Raw genomic sequence first — 15,703 nt, forward strand, 5'->3', positions numbered from 1 at the left:
TTATTCATGGCCTCCTTTGATCAGGCCACGGAAATGGCGAAGGATTTCTTGAAGCAGCGTCTTAAAGACCAAATTAGAAGTCAGGTCAGCTCTCAAGTCGCAAATCATTTTGCCTCCTTCTGGTATGTGTATGCGATAATCCTTGCCATTTTCATATTCTTTTACGTCATAGCCGCGGCGATATCCAGTACCCAAACAATCGCCGCGTCTGCTTTTTTGTCAGAGAAGTTTCTGCCACCGCAAATCTATGTGCCAAACATAGAAAAAACTATGACTGATGACTTCGGCGAAAGGATCCATCCGGTTACTGGTCTTCAAAGCTTCCATAGCGGAATCGATCTTGGTATACCAATCGGAACGCCCGTATCCAGTTCCACGGATGGTATTGTAAAAACGGTCAATTATCCAAAGACGACCGATTCAGAAACTGCCCAGAGTACAGGGATTTTTGTAGCCATACAAGCGACAGATGCAGATATGGAAGGTATTGTAACCAAGTATCTTCATCTAAGCGATGCGTATGTGATTACTGGCCAAACCGTACATAAGGGACAGATTATTGGGCTCTCTGGTAACACTGGCCGATCAACTGGTCCTCACTTGCATTACGAGATGATTCCTGATGGAACGGAAGCGATTGATCCCACACCATTCATTGCTATTATTTCACAGGTTGTAGACGTGGCAGCCGATTCGGCATTCGAAACGATGGATGATGTTGATTGGTCTAGTGTAACCGGATTCGATTACCAAACAGATACCCAGCTTTATATCAGCAACCTGTATATGGAAAGTGCGGCACCTGCTTTTAAAGGGCAAGGAACCGTCTATACTCGTATTCTAAATGGAGGCGGATTGGTTGGCTCAGGAGTTGGAAATGGAGGGGTAGGAACAAGCGGTCCTGGTCCAGTTATTAATGTTCCCACAGAGTTCGGCACATTATCTAACCCATTTTTCCTAAAATGGGCACAGTATGCAATGGAATCTGAAGTAAGGACAGGAATTAAGGCAAGTGTAACGCTTGCTCAGATGGCTCTTGAATCTGCATGGGGTAGAGTAGACATTTGCAATAATGTATTTGGTATTAAGGCAGACCGCCGCTGGACAGGCCCCTCCTGCAGCGCAAACACGAGTGAGCAAAGCGGAGGTTCCTCTTACCATACAACAGCTAAATTTCGCTCTTATTCGAGCTATGCGGAATCATTCGATGATCATGCAAACTTTCTTATCGTAAATCAGAGGTATACCACAGCCCGCTCCAAGTCTAACCCTTTTGAATGGGCTAACGAGCTGCAGAAGGCAGGATACGCTACTGATTGGCAATATGCTAACAAACTGAAGAGCATCATGATGCAACACAACCTGACGAGTTTGGATAGGGACCGAGGCATAGACCCTGCTACTGGCGAGCGATGGAAAGACGTTTCTATAAACATTGTTCCTGTTGTCAGTACCCCTCCTATAATAGCTCCACCCGCTCCTATAAATACGCCTGCACCAGTCGAGAATATGAGTGATAAAGTGGTAGTGATGTTCGGTATTCAGCAGGTATACGGCAATTATGCACGTCATGTTCACCGCAGCAAACCCGATCCCAAAAAAGATGAGGTCATATCCTACTCGAATATGATAGACCCCTATACGAAAAAACCGGTCATTAATTTGGTAAACTATAATAATGTGCTACACTTATTTAGTGGGGAAACAGAGGCGCCAAATATCTACATCAAGGACGTCCCTGATGCGATTGCTGTTACCCTTGAATCTGATTCATCCGGAGACCTTCACGTGACAAACGTAGAATATATAAAGGGGCAATACTGATGAGAGCTCAAATGATGGACAAGCTATTTCTTGAATCCTATCTAATGATGAACATGGAAATTACCTTTGTTGGAGTGAAAGCTTGGTTTGAAATGGCTGGTATGCCTATGGATGATGTAGCGTTGTTCCGGGCACTATTATTACCGGAGAAGATTGATAGCGCGCTGCAGCCCGAAATGACCCGTCTGATCGTATATCGTTACGAAGATGTGTTCTTCCAGGTTAATCGGACCTGCAATTCTACAGATGGTGATGCAGACCCGCTTCGGGATGTATACGATCCGCTACATCAGCTCCTCATTCGTTTAATGAATACCCTGTCTCTTGACGGCGAACAAAACGCCATGATTGATCTTGGGCTTGAACTTAATTTGGACCGGAAGCGGGAAATTCCCCTCTATCCATCGCTACACACATTTTTCCAAACCGCTTAGGCGTAAAAAGTCTCGAATGAGGAGTTCTTTTCATTTTTTCATTCGACAATATTAATACTCTGGAAGTCAAAACAAAACAAAATATAGTTCTCAAACTCTACTAAACCATGTATACTTTTAATAATGTTTAATAAGCAGGCGTGTTGCCCCCATTACCTTTTACTAAGATAATGGGAGGTTTTCACAAATGAAAAAAAGACAAAGACGGTTCCCAAGAAGAAATAAGAGGCAACAAACGCACCAAAAACCAGCTAACACAAGGACTCAATACCAAATCGGTAAAGAGAACCCACGTAAGTTGGATTTAGTATCGAAGTGGGGTGGGCTAGTGGTTAATCTAGCCCGTCTCCTCCTTAATATCTTTTCCGGAGACGACGGAGGAAACCCACCCTTGTAAAAAGGGTTAATCTAGATACAAAGGAAGAGCTACAAACTGAACTGACGGTGTAATGGGAACTGGTACCCAACCAGTTTTTTATCCCATTAGGGGGCAACTCGACCGTACAGGGATATGCGTGGCTCTTTCTTATTACTATTATTATTCCCGATACTCAGTTTCTAAGACAGCAAAAAAGCCCATTCGGTTCCCAGGCCGAAGGGCTTTTTTGTTTTCTTTTTACCTTTTACCATGGACACAAACGAGCGCGGGTGGCAATCAGAATTATCATCCTCAAGTCCCTACAGACGTTACGTATTCTAAAATTCTTCATCGCGATATATTTTTGGAAGGGAATCAGAGAAACCTTGATCCAAAATGCTGTACGATGAGAAGCAACTTTAATCGTAAGAATACGTGATTACGATTAAAGGCAAATCATTAAATAAAAAAGGATGATAATCTGTGTTCACCCACACCAGACACGGTTCCCTTTTTTATTATATATTTTCTCTGTGAATTTGCAATCTTACCCTCCTGTCCTTTTCTTTTAAAGCTGTAATATTTCGGGAAGTATACATCCTATCTGCTATATTCCTTTTCTATTGCCCGCTTCATATTTTTCCTATATACTTGTTGTATTATGAAAAACCAATAATTATCTCCGCAGTCGCGTATTCAGTGGAGAAGGAGTGTTATCGTTTAGATAACTATTTATAGTGTAGCCTCGAAGCAGGAAGAGCAGTCCAAATTCTTATTTGGATATGCCTTTTTTAGCATTCGGGGCTATTTTTTTGTCTACTATTTGGCAAAGGAGGAGTAATAAGTACGTGGATCACATGAGAAAGTACTGGTTACAAGAACTGGAATGTATCCGAAAGGGCGTTAATAGACAGGATGGTTATCAAACGACTATCTCTCCTCATTACATAAACGACCGCTATCACAATGAGAGTTTTGCGGATCGCGTGTTTGACGAGCTGGATATCCTTTGGGCAATTTCCCATGGGCAGATCGTTGAGGGCTATGATAGTGGGGAAAATGGTCGTTCTGGCTCTAATAAAGGCAGAAACCCTGATCCTGAACGCATCATTGTCGGACCTGCTGTCTCGGATGATTACTGTGTGGTTGTTGTTTTGATGAAGACCGGGAACCGGTTTATTGTCAAAACAGTTTTCCCCGCTGATCGAGAACGTTACACAAAGCACATTCCTACTGGAGGCAATTAATTTATACTTGTTTAGGAAGGTGAGATACGATGCCTACCAAGCAGGGCGACCGTGTAAAAGCATTAGTTATCCTTTTTTGGATCATTGGTAGTTGGATTGTAGTTGATCATTTGATCTTCGGGTAATTTAATTCAACTGTTTGGAGTAATTTAAAACCCATGATAAAATTAGGTCATAGGAGGGATTTTTATGTCTCGATGTGACCATTGTGAAGGAGAAATTCAAACTATGTATATTAAGAGCGAACGCCCGTATGAAGGTGGCCTATTAGTCGTTACTGATGTGCCTGCTGAAGTATGTGGCTGCGAAGAGGGACAACAAATCTTGTTAGACGACGGTGCCATGATAGCGGGATATGCCAAACATCTCGCTAGTATGAAAATCGTCGGCAAAGTCGAGGTTTCCCTTAAAGACCTGAAAGGTAAATTTTCTATTCAGGACTTCGTTTCCAGAAGGGTATCACCCGCATAGGATCCGACTTAATAACATCATATTGGATTGTAATTAGAAGGCGTCTCTGACGTCTTCTTTTTTTATGTCTATAGGGGGTAATTGAAATGATTAAGCGTGTATCGATTCAGCTAAACCAAAGCTTAGTTTGCGGTGGATGTGCTTTCGTGGAGCGGGATGGCCAAACGGAAACCATTTTTTTTGATGTGGTCAAGAGCCTACCAATCACAGTTATTGTAGGCAGCCGCGGCAAACAGCTTACGGATAAGGATGCAGATTTCTACGAAAAGTCGTTGCTCGAGTTATTTATCAAGCATGACATTCCTCTCAAAATCGGGGCCTACCTAGTATCTGCATGAAAATACTGAACCGAAGGGTGGTAATTGGTATGAAACATAAACAAAAAAAAGTGTGTCTTCTCCTTAATCTTGGTGGATTCGAGACACGCATGGATGAGAATTTAGAGCTCGCTAAAAATTACGGGGAAACGGTTTATTCATTGACTGGTGAAGGATTGGTCAAAGTCGAAGAAGGGACTTATCTTGTTCCTACGAGTGTTCTCGTTCTTACTCCTGCGGAGCTGTTTATATGGGGTTCACAAATAAATGAGCAGCTGCACGAGGAAGGCTTTGAGGCAAGAGATGCTGTCATTTTGGCAGCCGGTAAGCAACATAGAGGTATCCTCCCTCTTGGGACGACTATCGCCCAAGGCATTAAGTTAGGGGCGTGATGCTATGAAGCTGGACTATATTGCTTTCAAATGGCGCATCGATTTGCCACTTAATGGTTTAGTAAAAGCTTTTGAACAGCTGAAACTACAACCAGATGTTAAAAAACGCAATCAATGGACCCGCTCCATCGGTGATCATCATCTGCAGGTTGAATATAGACCGGGCGTTAGTAACCAGGAACGATCATTCTTTTGGATCCGATGGCAACATGCAAACGGTAACACGGATAAGAGTGGTTTTGAGCGTTTACTTGCCGAATGGTTCTATATCGTAAGCCAGTACTCGCCAACAACGGTTTATTGGATGCAGGCTGTTGTTCATCTTGAGGAATTCAATTCTCTATATGGATTCCAGGAGTCATCACCACTAATCTGGACAAAAGAGGAAAAGCAGTATCGCTATTCATTCTTTCCGATAAGACCCGGCATCTATCATTTTGAAGTCAGGAGTAAGGATGGAAAAAAAGCGATACAGCATCACCGATTTTCGACTTGGCTAGAAGAGATCAAGCATAACCTGCTAGGAAATACTCGGCCAGACGCTCAGATCCAATTTGATATTTTCGCTGCCGGCTAACGGGTAACAGCGATCACGTGCATCACAGCAAGAAGTTGGAGGCAATTGGAAGGTTTATAAAACCATAATGTAGGGAGGAAGCCCACTACCAAATGTGCTGGGGTATTCCCTGGCATTTGGTTGGGCGAATATATATGAGTAGACAACAGAAACTTTTGTTAATGAAATGTTCTCGGATGACGAAAGCCCGTGAAACTATAAAGAATTGCACCGTAATTGGTCAACTCAGTTCACGGAAATAGTTAGAGGAAAAATGGGAGCGCGCTGCGCTCCCATTTCACATTTCAGATACCAGGAGGATATAAAAATGTACGACAATGTCGCAGATTTAAATAAATTTGTAGTTAGGGAAGTACGAGAGAATTACTACCAAACATGCAATGCTGGATCGCTATCAAACAAAGAGTTGATGGTTACCATTTTGGCCCCGCTTCTACGGAATCGTCCAATTTCTACTACTGCGGATGATATCCTTCAAAAGGGGTTGCCATATTTGGCTTCTTTGTCTGAATTTGAACTTTCAACAATATTCGGATTAGACGAGAAGAGCAGCTTCAGTCTGATGGCCATATTCGAATTTGCGAGGCGTGTTGGTAAAAACAATCTCTCTTCCCCAGTGTTTATCAGAACGGCAAAAGATGCCATTCCTTTGATCGAAGACCTTAAGTATCAAGATAAGGAGCATTTTGTTGCACTATTCTTAAATACGAAGAACATGGTCATTGGACGAGAAGTGGTTTCAATCGGACATCTAAACGCTAGCCTTGTTCATCCCAGAGAGCTGTTCAAAGCAGCCATTCGACAAGGTGCAGCATCCATCATAGTCTGCCATAACCATCCCAGTGGTGATACGACCGCCTCTCCGGAGGACATTGCCATTTCAAAACGAATCACTGAAGCGGGAGAAATTATCGGTATATCCATAATAGACCACATTATTATCGGTGGTCTTGGTGGCAACAGATGGGCTAGCTTAAAGGAGCAGGGTCTAATCTGATTCCTATATTAGAATTCAAGATGGATAGGTTAAATATTCGAAGCTAAATCATAGCAAATAGTCAAGGAAATAGGGAGATGGCGCATAGATTGCCGTCTTCTTTTTCTATTTCAAGGAGGTAATACGAATGTTCGAAAATTTTCTGGTCCTATTCATAACGATCGTTTTTACGATCATGCTAATACCAATTTGCATCGCAATCCTACTTCCTTTGTCGACCTTAAGCCTATGTTTAAGGGCGCGGTATAAGGGTAGATACCTGAATCGCTATTTCGTCGTAAGCAGGCGGAATGACGGCATCTACGCCCTTCACTTTCTTCCGTATCTCGGCTTCTACAACCTCGGGAAAGTCGAATTTCACCGGGTGTTTGTCGATGCGATCCAGAAGTTTGATAGTGGCTATCCAGACTGCATTCTTGTTGCGCAAACTTTTCTATTTCAATCAGCAACTAGATCGAATAAAGCGAAGATCCTTCCAGGCAGCCGAAGCTATATTTTCGGGCTTCGGCTAATCATGGATTTTCTCATTCTCCGAAACATAGCACATTACTGGAAAAAGAACGGTCGCTGGGTATTCGCTGATTATATTCGTGAAGTACATGAGAAACGTCCTGTGGAGTATATCATCATCGCGAAGAAGTAAAGTGGGGCATTCGGAGATCAATGATGGATTGGTATCAAAAAAATCGGAGGTAATTCAATATGAAGCAAGCAGATAACATTCAACTTTATCCCGCCGGTCGTCAGGTGAAAATGGGGGCCGGGTGGAACCATGCTTCAAACTCACTCGTCGGCCGTGTTGGTACTGTAGTCGCCTATAAGCCATTTAGCGTATTCGAGAAAGAAGATCGAAACAAGGTCGTCTTCCCCGACGGCAGCTATGTCATTTGCGATCGCGATTATCTCAGACCACTCATGCGTGATCTGATAGCTGAAAAGCTCGCTGGCATACGTATGACCGCTGTACGCACCTTCAATGCCATCGGAAGGATTCAATCCCGCTTCCGCTCTAGGATTGGAGGGTGACCGCATGGAGAAGGTTGAACAGATCGATTTGTTTGAGGCCCTAGAGAAAATTGAAGAACAACTCGCAGCTGCGATGAAGCCAGTACCTACTAGAGTAGTGAAGGCTGCATCGCCGCCTGTTTTCCCGGATCTAAACAATCCCCCTCTACCGAATAAGACTCTCTTACAAAACTGCATCGATACTCTTTTATGGCCCTGGCACATTTTTACAAGTCTGTTTGGTCTTGGCATATGGGTTAATGTCTATACCGTAACTAGAGGTTTTGGCGGCAGAGAGAATGGTGGTTGGTGTTACCTGAAATATGAATGTGAGCATTCTGTACAGGTCGGCATCTGGGAAGTGGATGCGATTCAGAAACATTGGGAGACGCAATATAAGATAAGTCATAAATGGGGCCATCTTTGTTCTAAGAGAGGTGGTCAAGAAGTCGTAGTGCTTATTGAGAAGCGCAGGGCAGCTAGCCAGACTGCAGGAAAACCTATGTTTGACCAGACTACGGCTCATGCCTTTCCATACTCGCTCGTCAAATAGCATTTACTATGTATTTCATATTCAAAACTAAGGAGGGAAGCTCCGCTGTAACTATGGCGGGCTCGCCCGCCTGGTACACGAGCGCATTAATGAGGGACCTGAATGTATGGGATGGTGGAGAACTATGAATCCTCAATTCACAATGAAAGCAGTTCAAAAGGAGCGGGCATTCTTCCGTAAGTTCGGAAAGGAAGGGTATACCTTTCTTACGGTTAAGGGGAAACGTCCAAATATCATCCAGAAAGTTACTTCCGATTTCATATACATTACAACTGAAAAGAGCAAACGTCCCAATCGTATCCCTAGAGCAAGCTTACGGCGTGCGATTGCCTTTCTCTTTTATCGTCGTGTTACGACCCTAAAGGCCTTGATCAAGATCAATTCTTTTTCAAGCGCGCTTGCTGGTTTGATTAAAACGATCATGGTTGATATTTGTAAGGTTTCAGAAACGAAGACCGGTGGGGTTCGTCTAAGCATGCGTGGCCTACGTTATATATTCAGTGGCGTTAGTAAATCGAAGGATGATGTTCGCATAGTTAAGCAGAATGGAGGAACCTTCATATTGCTTAATTTCGTTAATCTTCGTTCAGATCTTACAGACAGCTGGAAATTAAATCTTCAGCAACTCGGTTTTGATTACAAATGCGTAATCCTAGATCCTGGTGCAAAGACGATAGTAGAAGCAGCGCAGAAGGGGAAATTCATAAAACCCATTGATTTGGAATCATATGCAGAGTTTTGTATACGCCATTCTGATTCTATATACCAGTTCCTAACACTAGATATTATCGGAGATCCAGAGACAACGCGGAGAAATACGCTTTACTTGGAGCGGGTTGTCGGACGAAAGCCGGTTCCTATCTTTCATGTACAGAGTTCTCTAGATGTGCTTGAGGAAATGGTAGAAGAGGATCACGATGTTATTGCAATAGGGGGTTCTGTTTTAGTCAGTCGTAGGAAGCGGGCGGAAGTGTTTGCTGAAATCTTTCGACGCTTCGGAGACCGTGCAAATTTCCACGCACTCGGTCTCGGAACAACCCGGCTGTTGATGCAGTACCCATGGTTTTCTGCAGACGCAAGCTCATGGTTGAACGGTAGGATCTTTCGTACGTTGACCTCCTTAGTTGGCGACGTGAAGGCTCCAACGGGGATGACGAGTGAAGAAGCCCTTGGCTTTAACGTTCGGACTCTTGCAGCTCTGGAGGATCGATATAAGGACATTCAGATGAACTTCGATCTGCTACCGCCAACTTTTGGCACAGCATTAAGGTGATCAAGAAAATGGAGTTGGACAGACCTTCCCTGTAATGGGGGAGGCCTGTATACTTATAAACAATGGGAATTATCATACCCTAAAAGGAGACCAGTACCTTGAATACAACCAATCGTAAGCCAAACGTCTTTATCGGCTGTTCTCGGGAAGCGATTGATTATGCCCGTGCGGTGAGCGCCCAACTTGAATATGTGGCTCAAGTGAATCCTTGGTATGCAGGAACCTTTGGTGCCAATGATTACACAATGGAAGCACTTGAAAAAGAACTTAGTGTAAATGATTTCGGTATTTTCGTATTTGCAGCTGATGATGTAGCAATGATAAGGAAAAAGCCCGTATTTATAACACGAGATAACACTCTTTTTGAAGCGGGTTTATTTTGGGGGAGATTAGGAAGACGACGCGTATTCTGCATCATACCTCGGGATCTTCCGGAGCGAGACGATTTAATTCAGGGAACGAATGTTTCTGATTTCCATTTGCTGTCGGACTTGGCTGGACTTACATTACTCAGTTACGGACAACGTGCTGATGGCAAGTATGCTGCTGCGGTTGATACTGCTTGCGGTGAAATCATGAAAGCCATCGAGCAGCAGCAATTATTTCAGGACCCGAAAACACTACTAGACGAGAAGCAGGCCATCATTGACCGTAAGCAGAGCATCCTCCGTTTTTTTTGGGAGTACATTAGAAATGTAACCGTTACGAATCCTATGGAGCGGTACACCGCTTTTTCCGAGGCGATCCGCAACTCCCTCTTGCCACCTCATAGCTTTACTACAACTGGTGCAGCGATTTGGAAAAAAAGCGATGATGAAAATATCCAGCAGGTCGGTGGAAACGTAGGACGGGGAAGAACATATAAACTCAACGAAAACGATGGAAAAACAGATGGTGATCAAAAAATCTATGTTGTGGGTGCCTTCAATACAGGAGAATTCGAGTTTTTCTTGCGTCGGGGAATTGAAGAGGTTTACATCTTGTGCTATCCTTTAGATAAGGAGCATGTTCTCTCTGTTCACATCTCGGGTAATCGAATTTTATCTGATGAACACTTTGAAGAGATCATCAGGATTAATGCAGAGCTCCTAGGTACCATTAAAGCTTTGGTTGGAGGGGATTCGAAATGAAAAGAATTGGAAGAAAACCTACGGTTCGTACCATCGGGTCTGGTCGTGTCCGCCATCGCACGGGGCGAGCTAATCACGTATTGATCTCCACAAGTAAAGGAATTAAACGAGATTCCAGCATTGGAGTTGTTTTCACCGGTCCATCCGTTGAAGGCACAGACAAGGAATATGTAAAGGTCTATAGTGGCAAGGTAATTGATAAGAAACCATCATTTGCATAAAGGTAAACCGCTTCGGCCTCGGCCTCGGCGGTTTTTTTGATTCAATGCCTACACGTTATTGTGGTACTACATTATTTTCATAAATTCACGAGGTGAGTTAGTATGGTCCTACTTTTTCAGGCCTGTAAATTTAAAAGATACTCCGGGGATAAATCTAAAGGAAAACCAGCATATTTGAGAGGGACAATTGCATGTCATGGCAAATATTAAAAGAGCCTAATGGTGGATACTGTATATGGTCACCTATTGTTGAGGATCTTTTGTATTATAATTTAACTGAAGATGACGTTATCGAAATATATCTAGAAAAATTCGGAGTAAGCGGAATGATCTCTGCAAAAGAAGTGATTGGAAGGATTCAAATTAACGTTAGAGCTTATGGTGATTTTACTCTAACCTTTGATGAAGTTATGGATCATCGAACTTGGAAGAAGAGTAAAGAGTCAAATAAGTGATAATTGTAAAAAGAAAATAAAGTAGTTGGACTCGAAAAATAATGATATAGACTGTCACGGCGGCTAAAGCGCTGGTTCAGCGATCAATTCACACGCCGCGATCAGCCGCGCGGTGAAGCTTCGACTCGTGCTCCTAGTTATTCTTCCGAAGCGCCAGTTCAGACGTTAAGGTTCGCCTGCGGCCGGGGCCGAGCTCGCGGCGAAGCTGCAGCACGTACTCCCAGTTGTTCTTCCGAATGCGCTGATGCAGCGTGATCTCTTCGCCGGCCGAGGTGTCAGGAGACTAGCGAATTTGCAGTTAGCTTGCAAATGCTGACGATTTTCTAAATTTTTAAACCACAGTGCTGGAGTCACTCGCTAATCTCCAGGCCGAAGTGCTGTGCTTTTAATTCTCAAATGGGCGTAGTGATCGGCAATGAGCGGGTATGTTTTCTCATTGCTTCTGACACGATGGACGGCAACTTGTTCCGCTACCACGCGAACAACATCATGACCCACCTATCCTCAACACCTATTGGTAAATGCCGGAACAGATGTATGCATCTCCTCGGCCGGATCGCACGGATTTAAGTATTTTTAGTATATAAAAGACTTATAACTTACCTCGCTTTAACATTCTTCTTATAGTTTACATATTAGTAAGTATCATATTATAATATAACCATTCCGAAACAAACATTATTTTCCTTGCAGCTCGAAATGTTCTTGCAGGGAAGGAGCCGCTTTACAGCGATTAAACATATGCACGATAAATAGGAGACCATTTAAACATACGGGACACGTATGTTTTTTTGCGTCTCCTTTTTTTTGTGCCCAAAAGAGGAGGAATTGGAAAATGAAATACTTATTGGCTAGTCATACACAACTGTCTTTTCCTAAACCTGTGAGCTTTTATTGGATTTTCGTCCATGAGGTGATGAAGAAATATCTCATCTATTCTGATGATGAGCTCAATAATCGACGATGGGACTTGCATATTAATGGGTTCGAATTACTTTGGGATTCGGCACTGAGCCGTAAGCAGGCGAATCGTTTTATGGCCGATTTCTATCCGGAGTATGAAAAATTCGAAACGCTTCTAACGCCAGTATCTTTTCGTCAGGCATGCAGCTTTATCAATGAGCATCATCGACATCATATGGCGCCACAGGGTATGAAGTTTGCTCTTGGGCTAACTAATGGTGAAAGACTGATTGGTGTTCTTACTGCGGGTAGACCTGTATCCAGGCATCGAGACAATGGCTATACGCTTGAAGTGACTCGCCTCTGTGTCAACAATGCGTATGTTCACTCCTGCAGCAAGCTGTATGCTGCTGCAAGACGCGTAGCGAGAGAGATGGGTTACCATTCCCTAATCACGTATACGCTCGATGAAGAGTCAGGCTCTTCTTTACGTGCAGCCGGGTTTCAGTTGTTAGGGAAGAGTCTAGGAGGAAGTTGGAATAGTCATAGCAGACAACGGGTGGATAAACACCCAATCAGTCAGAAGAAATACTGGCGATTAAATATATCATTTTAAATTTCATATGGGGGGATTTTTAAATGTTACAGGTAAAGCGATTTGTAATGCTGCAAATGATAATTGCTATTTTAGCTACGTTAAGCTGCGAAAAAGTACGATTGTTTGCAATTCGCAATCGTGGGGTGTCACTAAATCGTCCGCCATTGCTGCCTTCATGGTATTCCGATCAGAGTGGAATCCAGAAGCGTGCTAAAGGCAAAGAGCTGGTGTTCGTGGATATTCCAATGAGCCTGCTTTTCTCCGGGGATGAACCCTATCATTCAGCTCAACTCAGATGCTCCATCTACAAGCTAAAGGGAATAGGCCTCAGGTTTGCTAAGCGCGGATGCCGTACATTAAAAGTCGCATCGTAATTTATTGGTAATTTGAAGCAAACACAAAATAGGAGGAATTAAAAAATGGGAAGAGATAGACGATCGGGTTTTGGCTTTGGGATGGATGAATATGCAGCTCGTATGCAATTCGAGGAGAGTTTGAACCGAACCTATGGATATGACACCTACGACGGCGGGGGCAACAGCATAACTGAATGGAATAAATTTATTTGCGTAGAAAAACCGGTTCCCGCTACTGCGGCATCAAAGTCAAAAATGGTTAAAATCAAGCCAAAGGCTCCTGGCAAATTGGTTTCAGGCTTCCGTATTACTAATGAGACGCCTGAACTAATTCGCTTACAGTTGCTTGCCACAGCAGGTTATAACAGAGGACCGAACGTCCCAGATGTTGTAGAGGAATTTACACTTACTGCAGGAGAAGCAAGCAAGAAGGCGGACGAATTGGCTAAGAGGCTCAATTCATGTATACATGTGATCCCTTCACGCCTATGGCAGGATGAGGTAACCAAGCAGCTAACCGTCCCAACTTGTATTCTGGAAGTATCACCGGTTGGAGGTAAAGAAGCAAAGCTTGGTAAATGGCACTTTGAAGTTGATGTTCGCGTGTGATTAGGTAATTCATATAATGAGAAGGAGTGTCTACCATGCGTAGGATTGCTTTTATCACAGAGTCTTCTACCAGACAAAACGAACCCATGGAAGCTCACCGGTTTTATCAGGGACAGCGAAGTAGATGGGTTAATGCAGTCATGAACTATATGACGGAGCGGGATTTTCCACGGGAAGATATTTTCTTTTTAAGTCAATACGGGCAGCGTATCATCGGCTTTGATGAGATCGTAGAACCATACCCGGTTCAAGAATATCATCCACGAAAGGAAGCCTGCCGTCATTTTGCAAGTAAAATTCTAGCTCATGTCTTGTCATATGTCCCGCTTCCATTCGTTGAAATCCATGCGGGCAAAACTGTGGCGGATCCGCTTATGGAATTATTAGAAGCAAACGGAATCCAGTATCGACTCTATGGTGCCGGAGTGCCTCTTGGTGCGAAGGCATCTTCCTACGAAACGTTGATTGAAGAGGAACGCAATCAACGCAAATTAAAAGAGATAAACCGTGAGAAGCGACATGTATCGGCAATCATAAAAGATTGGACGCCTGAAGAAGCCAGCCAAATCGTAACAGAGTATGATTCTCGTGCGCAGCTTTATGGTATTGAAAATCATATCGGTGAATTAAAATCTTTGCTTGGCAATTGCCGTCAAAAACGGAAGGAAGCGAGCAAAGCCCTAACTGATCTTGAGACGATGATGGAACAGGAGGATCAGAACGGAAATTTTAAGGCATTTCTTCAAGCTCAAAAATCACTATCTGACCTTCATGCCAGCACGGATTATGAACGAATCAAGAGCATGTTTGGCAAGTCAATTGCAAAATTCACCTGTTATTTGCTAAAACGACAGTACGCTGTTCAAGCAGAAAACAGAATTAATGAATCACTGCTGCGCTTGCAAGTCGCTTTGCTCAAATGATTCAGTAGAGGCATGAATAAGGAGGCATTTTGCATGATAATAGTTGACCATGAAGTTGAGCCCATTTTCGAAGAAGAGAACATGCGCCGATTAGTTATGAAGGATAAATACTTGAAATTCGTCGTTGACGACATGGTAAGAAAAGGCCTTGAAGAAGCGGATGCTTTACTAATCGTCTTTACCTCGAATGTAATTGGCGATTCTGTATTAACTACCCAGTACAAAAATTCCTTTAGTAATGGCAGCTTAGAATACAATCAATATGAGGCTGAAGAAAATCAAGAATTTGATTTCGAAAGCTGTAGTGGATGTATGAAATCCTTTGGAAACCCTAGTGAAGAAATAGATTTCGTTGCGGATCGTTTAAGCCCTGATGGCGTTAATAAAACTGGTGTGATGTATTTTTGTGTCAGTTGTTCAAAGTCAGCCAGCAAGAAGTATCGAGATGGCCGGTATTTTGAACGAGACTGAATAGTATGAATTATTTTAGGTAATTAGTATATTCCTTGACAGGGGGAGCTAGAATCACGCTCCCCTGTTGAAAGGGGCGTGGTAGGAGGATTTCAAATGAAAAAAAATAACACTAATGTATTGATCCTATCGACCGTACATATTTCTGAGGAGGCAAAGGCCTGGATTGATGCTGCCAAAGAAAAACGGTTTGCTGTTGCAGTTTATGATAAATCGAAAGCAATTATGGGTTGGTTTATCGAAATCCCTTCAGATTACGATGTAATTTTAAATAAAGAGAGTTTTCCATCCGCTATTCTTGATATTATCTCTTACGCTGCAGCTGGTGGATATAAATGGGCAATGCTCGATCACGCCGGTCACAGAATCACTAATTTGCCAGTGTATGAGTAATTGATAGAGTAAGCAGGAGGATGTTTAAATGTATAAAGTCATAAAAAGAGCAGCTCCACGACCAACTCTCTGATTATAGGTGCGACGGAGGAGCGGGATTTTCCGTTTTGCGGTTCACTGTAGCCCCCTCCGAGCAATCGTTCAACTGGACAGAGTAGCACTTATACGGTTCTTTCGAGATTGTATAAGAGGACAA

22 protein-coding genes are annotated in these 15,703 nt (G+C 43.1%); 21 read left to right on the forward strand and 1 reads right to left on the reverse strand.

The window, feature by feature from the left end:
- Positions 1-6 precede the first annotated feature (6 nt).
- From AB4Z50_RS14860 to AB4Z50_RS14930, 15 genes are all read left to right on the forward strand, one after another.
- A complete protein-coding gene (locus tag AB4Z50_RS14860; protein ID WP_441880135.1) occupies positions 7-1,824 on the forward strand; it encodes a glucosaminidase domain-containing protein in 1,818 nt (605 codons plus the stop codon).
- Positions 1,824-2,258 (forward strand): hypothetical protein, encoded by a 435-nt coding sequence (locus AB4Z50_RS14865; RefSeq protein WP_441880137.1) that lies wholly within the window; start codon positions 1,824-1,826, stop codon positions 2,256-2,258. The genes AB4Z50_RS14860 and AB4Z50_RS14865 overlap by 1 nt, the downstream gene beginning before the upstream one ends.
- 1,215 nt (positions 2,259-3,473) lie before the next feature.
- Positions 3,474-3,863: a DUF4258 domain-containing protein gene (locus tag AB4Z50_RS14870; RefSeq protein WP_441880236.1), complete on the forward strand. Its 390-nt coding sequence runs from the start codon at positions 3,474-3,476 to the stop codon at positions 3,861-3,863.
- A gap of 189 nt (positions 3,864-4,052) precedes the next feature.
- Positions 4,053-4,334 carry a YgiT-type zinc finger protein gene (locus tag AB4Z50_RS14875; RefSeq protein WP_441880139.1) on the forward strand — a complete coding sequence of 94 codons (282 nt, stop codon included), beginning with the start codon at positions 4,053-4,055 and terminating at the stop codon, positions 4,332-4,334.
- Between the two features lie 86 nt (positions 4,335-4,420).
- Positions 4,421-4,672, forward strand: coding sequence for a hypothetical protein (locus AB4Z50_RS14880; RefSeq protein ID WP_441880140.1), 252 nt, complete (start codon positions 4,421-4,423; stop codon positions 4,670-4,672).
- A 29-nt stretch (positions 4,673-4,701) separates the two neighbouring features.
- Positions 4,702-5,043, forward strand: coding sequence for a hypothetical protein (locus tag AB4Z50_RS14885; protein ID WP_441880142.1), 342 nt, complete (start codon positions 4,702-4,704; stop codon positions 5,041-5,043).
- 4 nt (positions 5,044-5,047) lie between these two features.
- A complete protein-coding gene (locus tag AB4Z50_RS14890; protein ID WP_441880144.1) occupies positions 5,048-5,620 on the forward strand; it encodes a hypothetical protein in 573 nt (190 codons plus the stop codon).
- A 307-nt stretch (positions 5,621-5,927) separates the two neighbouring features.
- Positions 5,928-6,617 carry a JAB domain-containing protein gene (locus AB4Z50_RS14895; protein WP_441880146.1) on the forward strand — a complete coding sequence of 230 codons (690 nt, stop codon included), beginning with the start codon at positions 5,928-5,930 and terminating at the stop codon, positions 6,615-6,617.
- Between the two features lie 127 nt (positions 6,618-6,744).
- Positions 6,745-7,260 (forward strand): hypothetical protein, encoded by a 516-nt coding sequence (locus tag AB4Z50_RS14900; RefSeq protein WP_441880148.1) that lies wholly within the window; start codon positions 6,745-6,747, stop codon positions 7,258-7,260.
- Positions 7,261-7,319: 59 nt separating this feature from the next.
- The gene (locus AB4Z50_RS14905) at positions 7,320-7,643 is read left to right on the forward strand and encodes a hypothetical protein (RefSeq protein ID WP_441880150.1); all 324 of its coding nucleotides are present in this window, start codon (positions 7,320-7,322) and stop codon (positions 7,641-7,643) included.
- Positions 7,644-7,647: 4 nt separating this feature from the next.
- Positions 7,648-8,175 (forward strand): hypothetical protein, encoded by a 528-nt coding sequence (locus AB4Z50_RS14910; protein ID WP_441880152.1) that lies wholly within the window; start codon positions 7,648-7,650, stop codon positions 8,173-8,175.
- Positions 8,176-8,317: 142 nt separating this feature from the next.
- Positions 8,318-9,448: a hypothetical protein gene (locus AB4Z50_RS14915; protein ID WP_441880154.1), complete on the forward strand. Its 1,131-nt coding sequence runs from the start codon at positions 8,318-8,320 to the stop codon at positions 9,446-9,448.
- Positions 9,449-9,546: 98 nt separating this feature from the next.
- On the forward strand, positions 9,547-10,578 hold the full coding sequence (locus AB4Z50_RS14920; protein ID WP_441880156.1) for a TIR domain-containing protein: 1,032 nt from the start codon (positions 9,547-9,549) through the stop codon (positions 10,576-10,578).
- On the forward strand, positions 10,575-10,799 hold the full coding sequence (locus AB4Z50_RS14925) for a hypothetical protein (protein ID WP_441880158.1): 225 nt from the start codon (positions 10,575-10,577) through the stop codon (positions 10,797-10,799). The genes AB4Z50_RS14920 and AB4Z50_RS14925 overlap by 4 nt, the downstream gene beginning before the upstream one ends.
- 191 nt (positions 10,800-10,990) lie before the next feature.
- A complete protein-coding gene (locus tag AB4Z50_RS14930) occupies positions 10,991-11,254 on the forward strand; it encodes a hypothetical protein (protein ID WP_441880160.1) in 264 nt (87 codons plus the stop codon).
- 357 nt (positions 11,255-11,611) lie between these two features.
- On the opposite strand, the gene AB4Z50_RS14935 is transcribed toward AB4Z50_RS14930, so the two are convergent.
- Complete coding sequence (locus AB4Z50_RS14935; protein WP_441880162.1) at positions 11,612-11,752, reverse strand: hypothetical protein; 141 nt, start codon at positions 11,750-11,752, stop codon at positions 11,612-11,614.
- A gap of 337 nt (positions 11,753-12,089) precedes the next feature.
- On the opposite strand from AB4Z50_RS14935, the gene AB4Z50_RS14940 reads away from it, so the two are divergent.
- From AB4Z50_RS14940 to AB4Z50_RS14965, 6 genes are all read left to right on the forward strand, one after another.
- Entirely contained in the window at positions 12,090-12,773 is a 684-nt protein-coding gene (locus tag AB4Z50_RS14940) for an XF1762 family protein (protein ID WP_441880164.1), read from the forward strand.
- A 23-nt stretch (positions 12,774-12,796) separates the two neighbouring features.
- Complete coding sequence (locus AB4Z50_RS14945) at positions 12,797-13,129, forward strand: hypothetical protein (RefSeq protein ID WP_441880166.1); 333 nt, start codon at positions 12,797-12,799, stop codon at positions 13,127-13,129.
- 45 nt (positions 13,130-13,174) lie between these two features.
- The gene (locus AB4Z50_RS14950) at positions 13,175-13,720 is read left to right on the forward strand and encodes a hypothetical protein (protein ID WP_441880168.1); all 546 of its coding nucleotides are present in this window, start codon (positions 13,175-13,177) and stop codon (positions 13,718-13,720) included.
- A gap of 35 nt (positions 13,721-13,755) precedes the next feature.
- Positions 13,756-14,643, forward strand: a complete 888-nt coding sequence (locus tag AB4Z50_RS14955) for a hypothetical protein (RefSeq protein WP_441880170.1) — start codon at positions 13,756-13,758, stop codon at positions 14,641-14,643.
- A gap of 33 nt (positions 14,644-14,676) precedes the next feature.
- Entirely contained in the window at positions 14,677-15,114 is a 438-nt protein-coding gene (locus AB4Z50_RS14960) for a hypothetical protein (RefSeq protein WP_441880172.1), read from the forward strand.
- A gap of 96 nt (positions 15,115-15,210) precedes the next feature.
- Positions 15,211-15,507: a DUF5983 family protein gene (locus tag AB4Z50_RS14965; RefSeq protein ID WP_441880174.1), complete on the forward strand. Its 297-nt coding sequence runs from the start codon at positions 15,211-15,213 to the stop codon at positions 15,505-15,507.
- Positions 15,508-15,703 lie beyond the last annotated feature (196 nt).

This window comes from Paenibacillus sp. 2TAB26, from assembly GCF_052115145.1.
In the GTDB taxonomy this organism is placed as follows: Bacteria; Bacillota; Bacilli; order Paenibacillales; family Paenibacillaceae; genus Pristimantibacillus.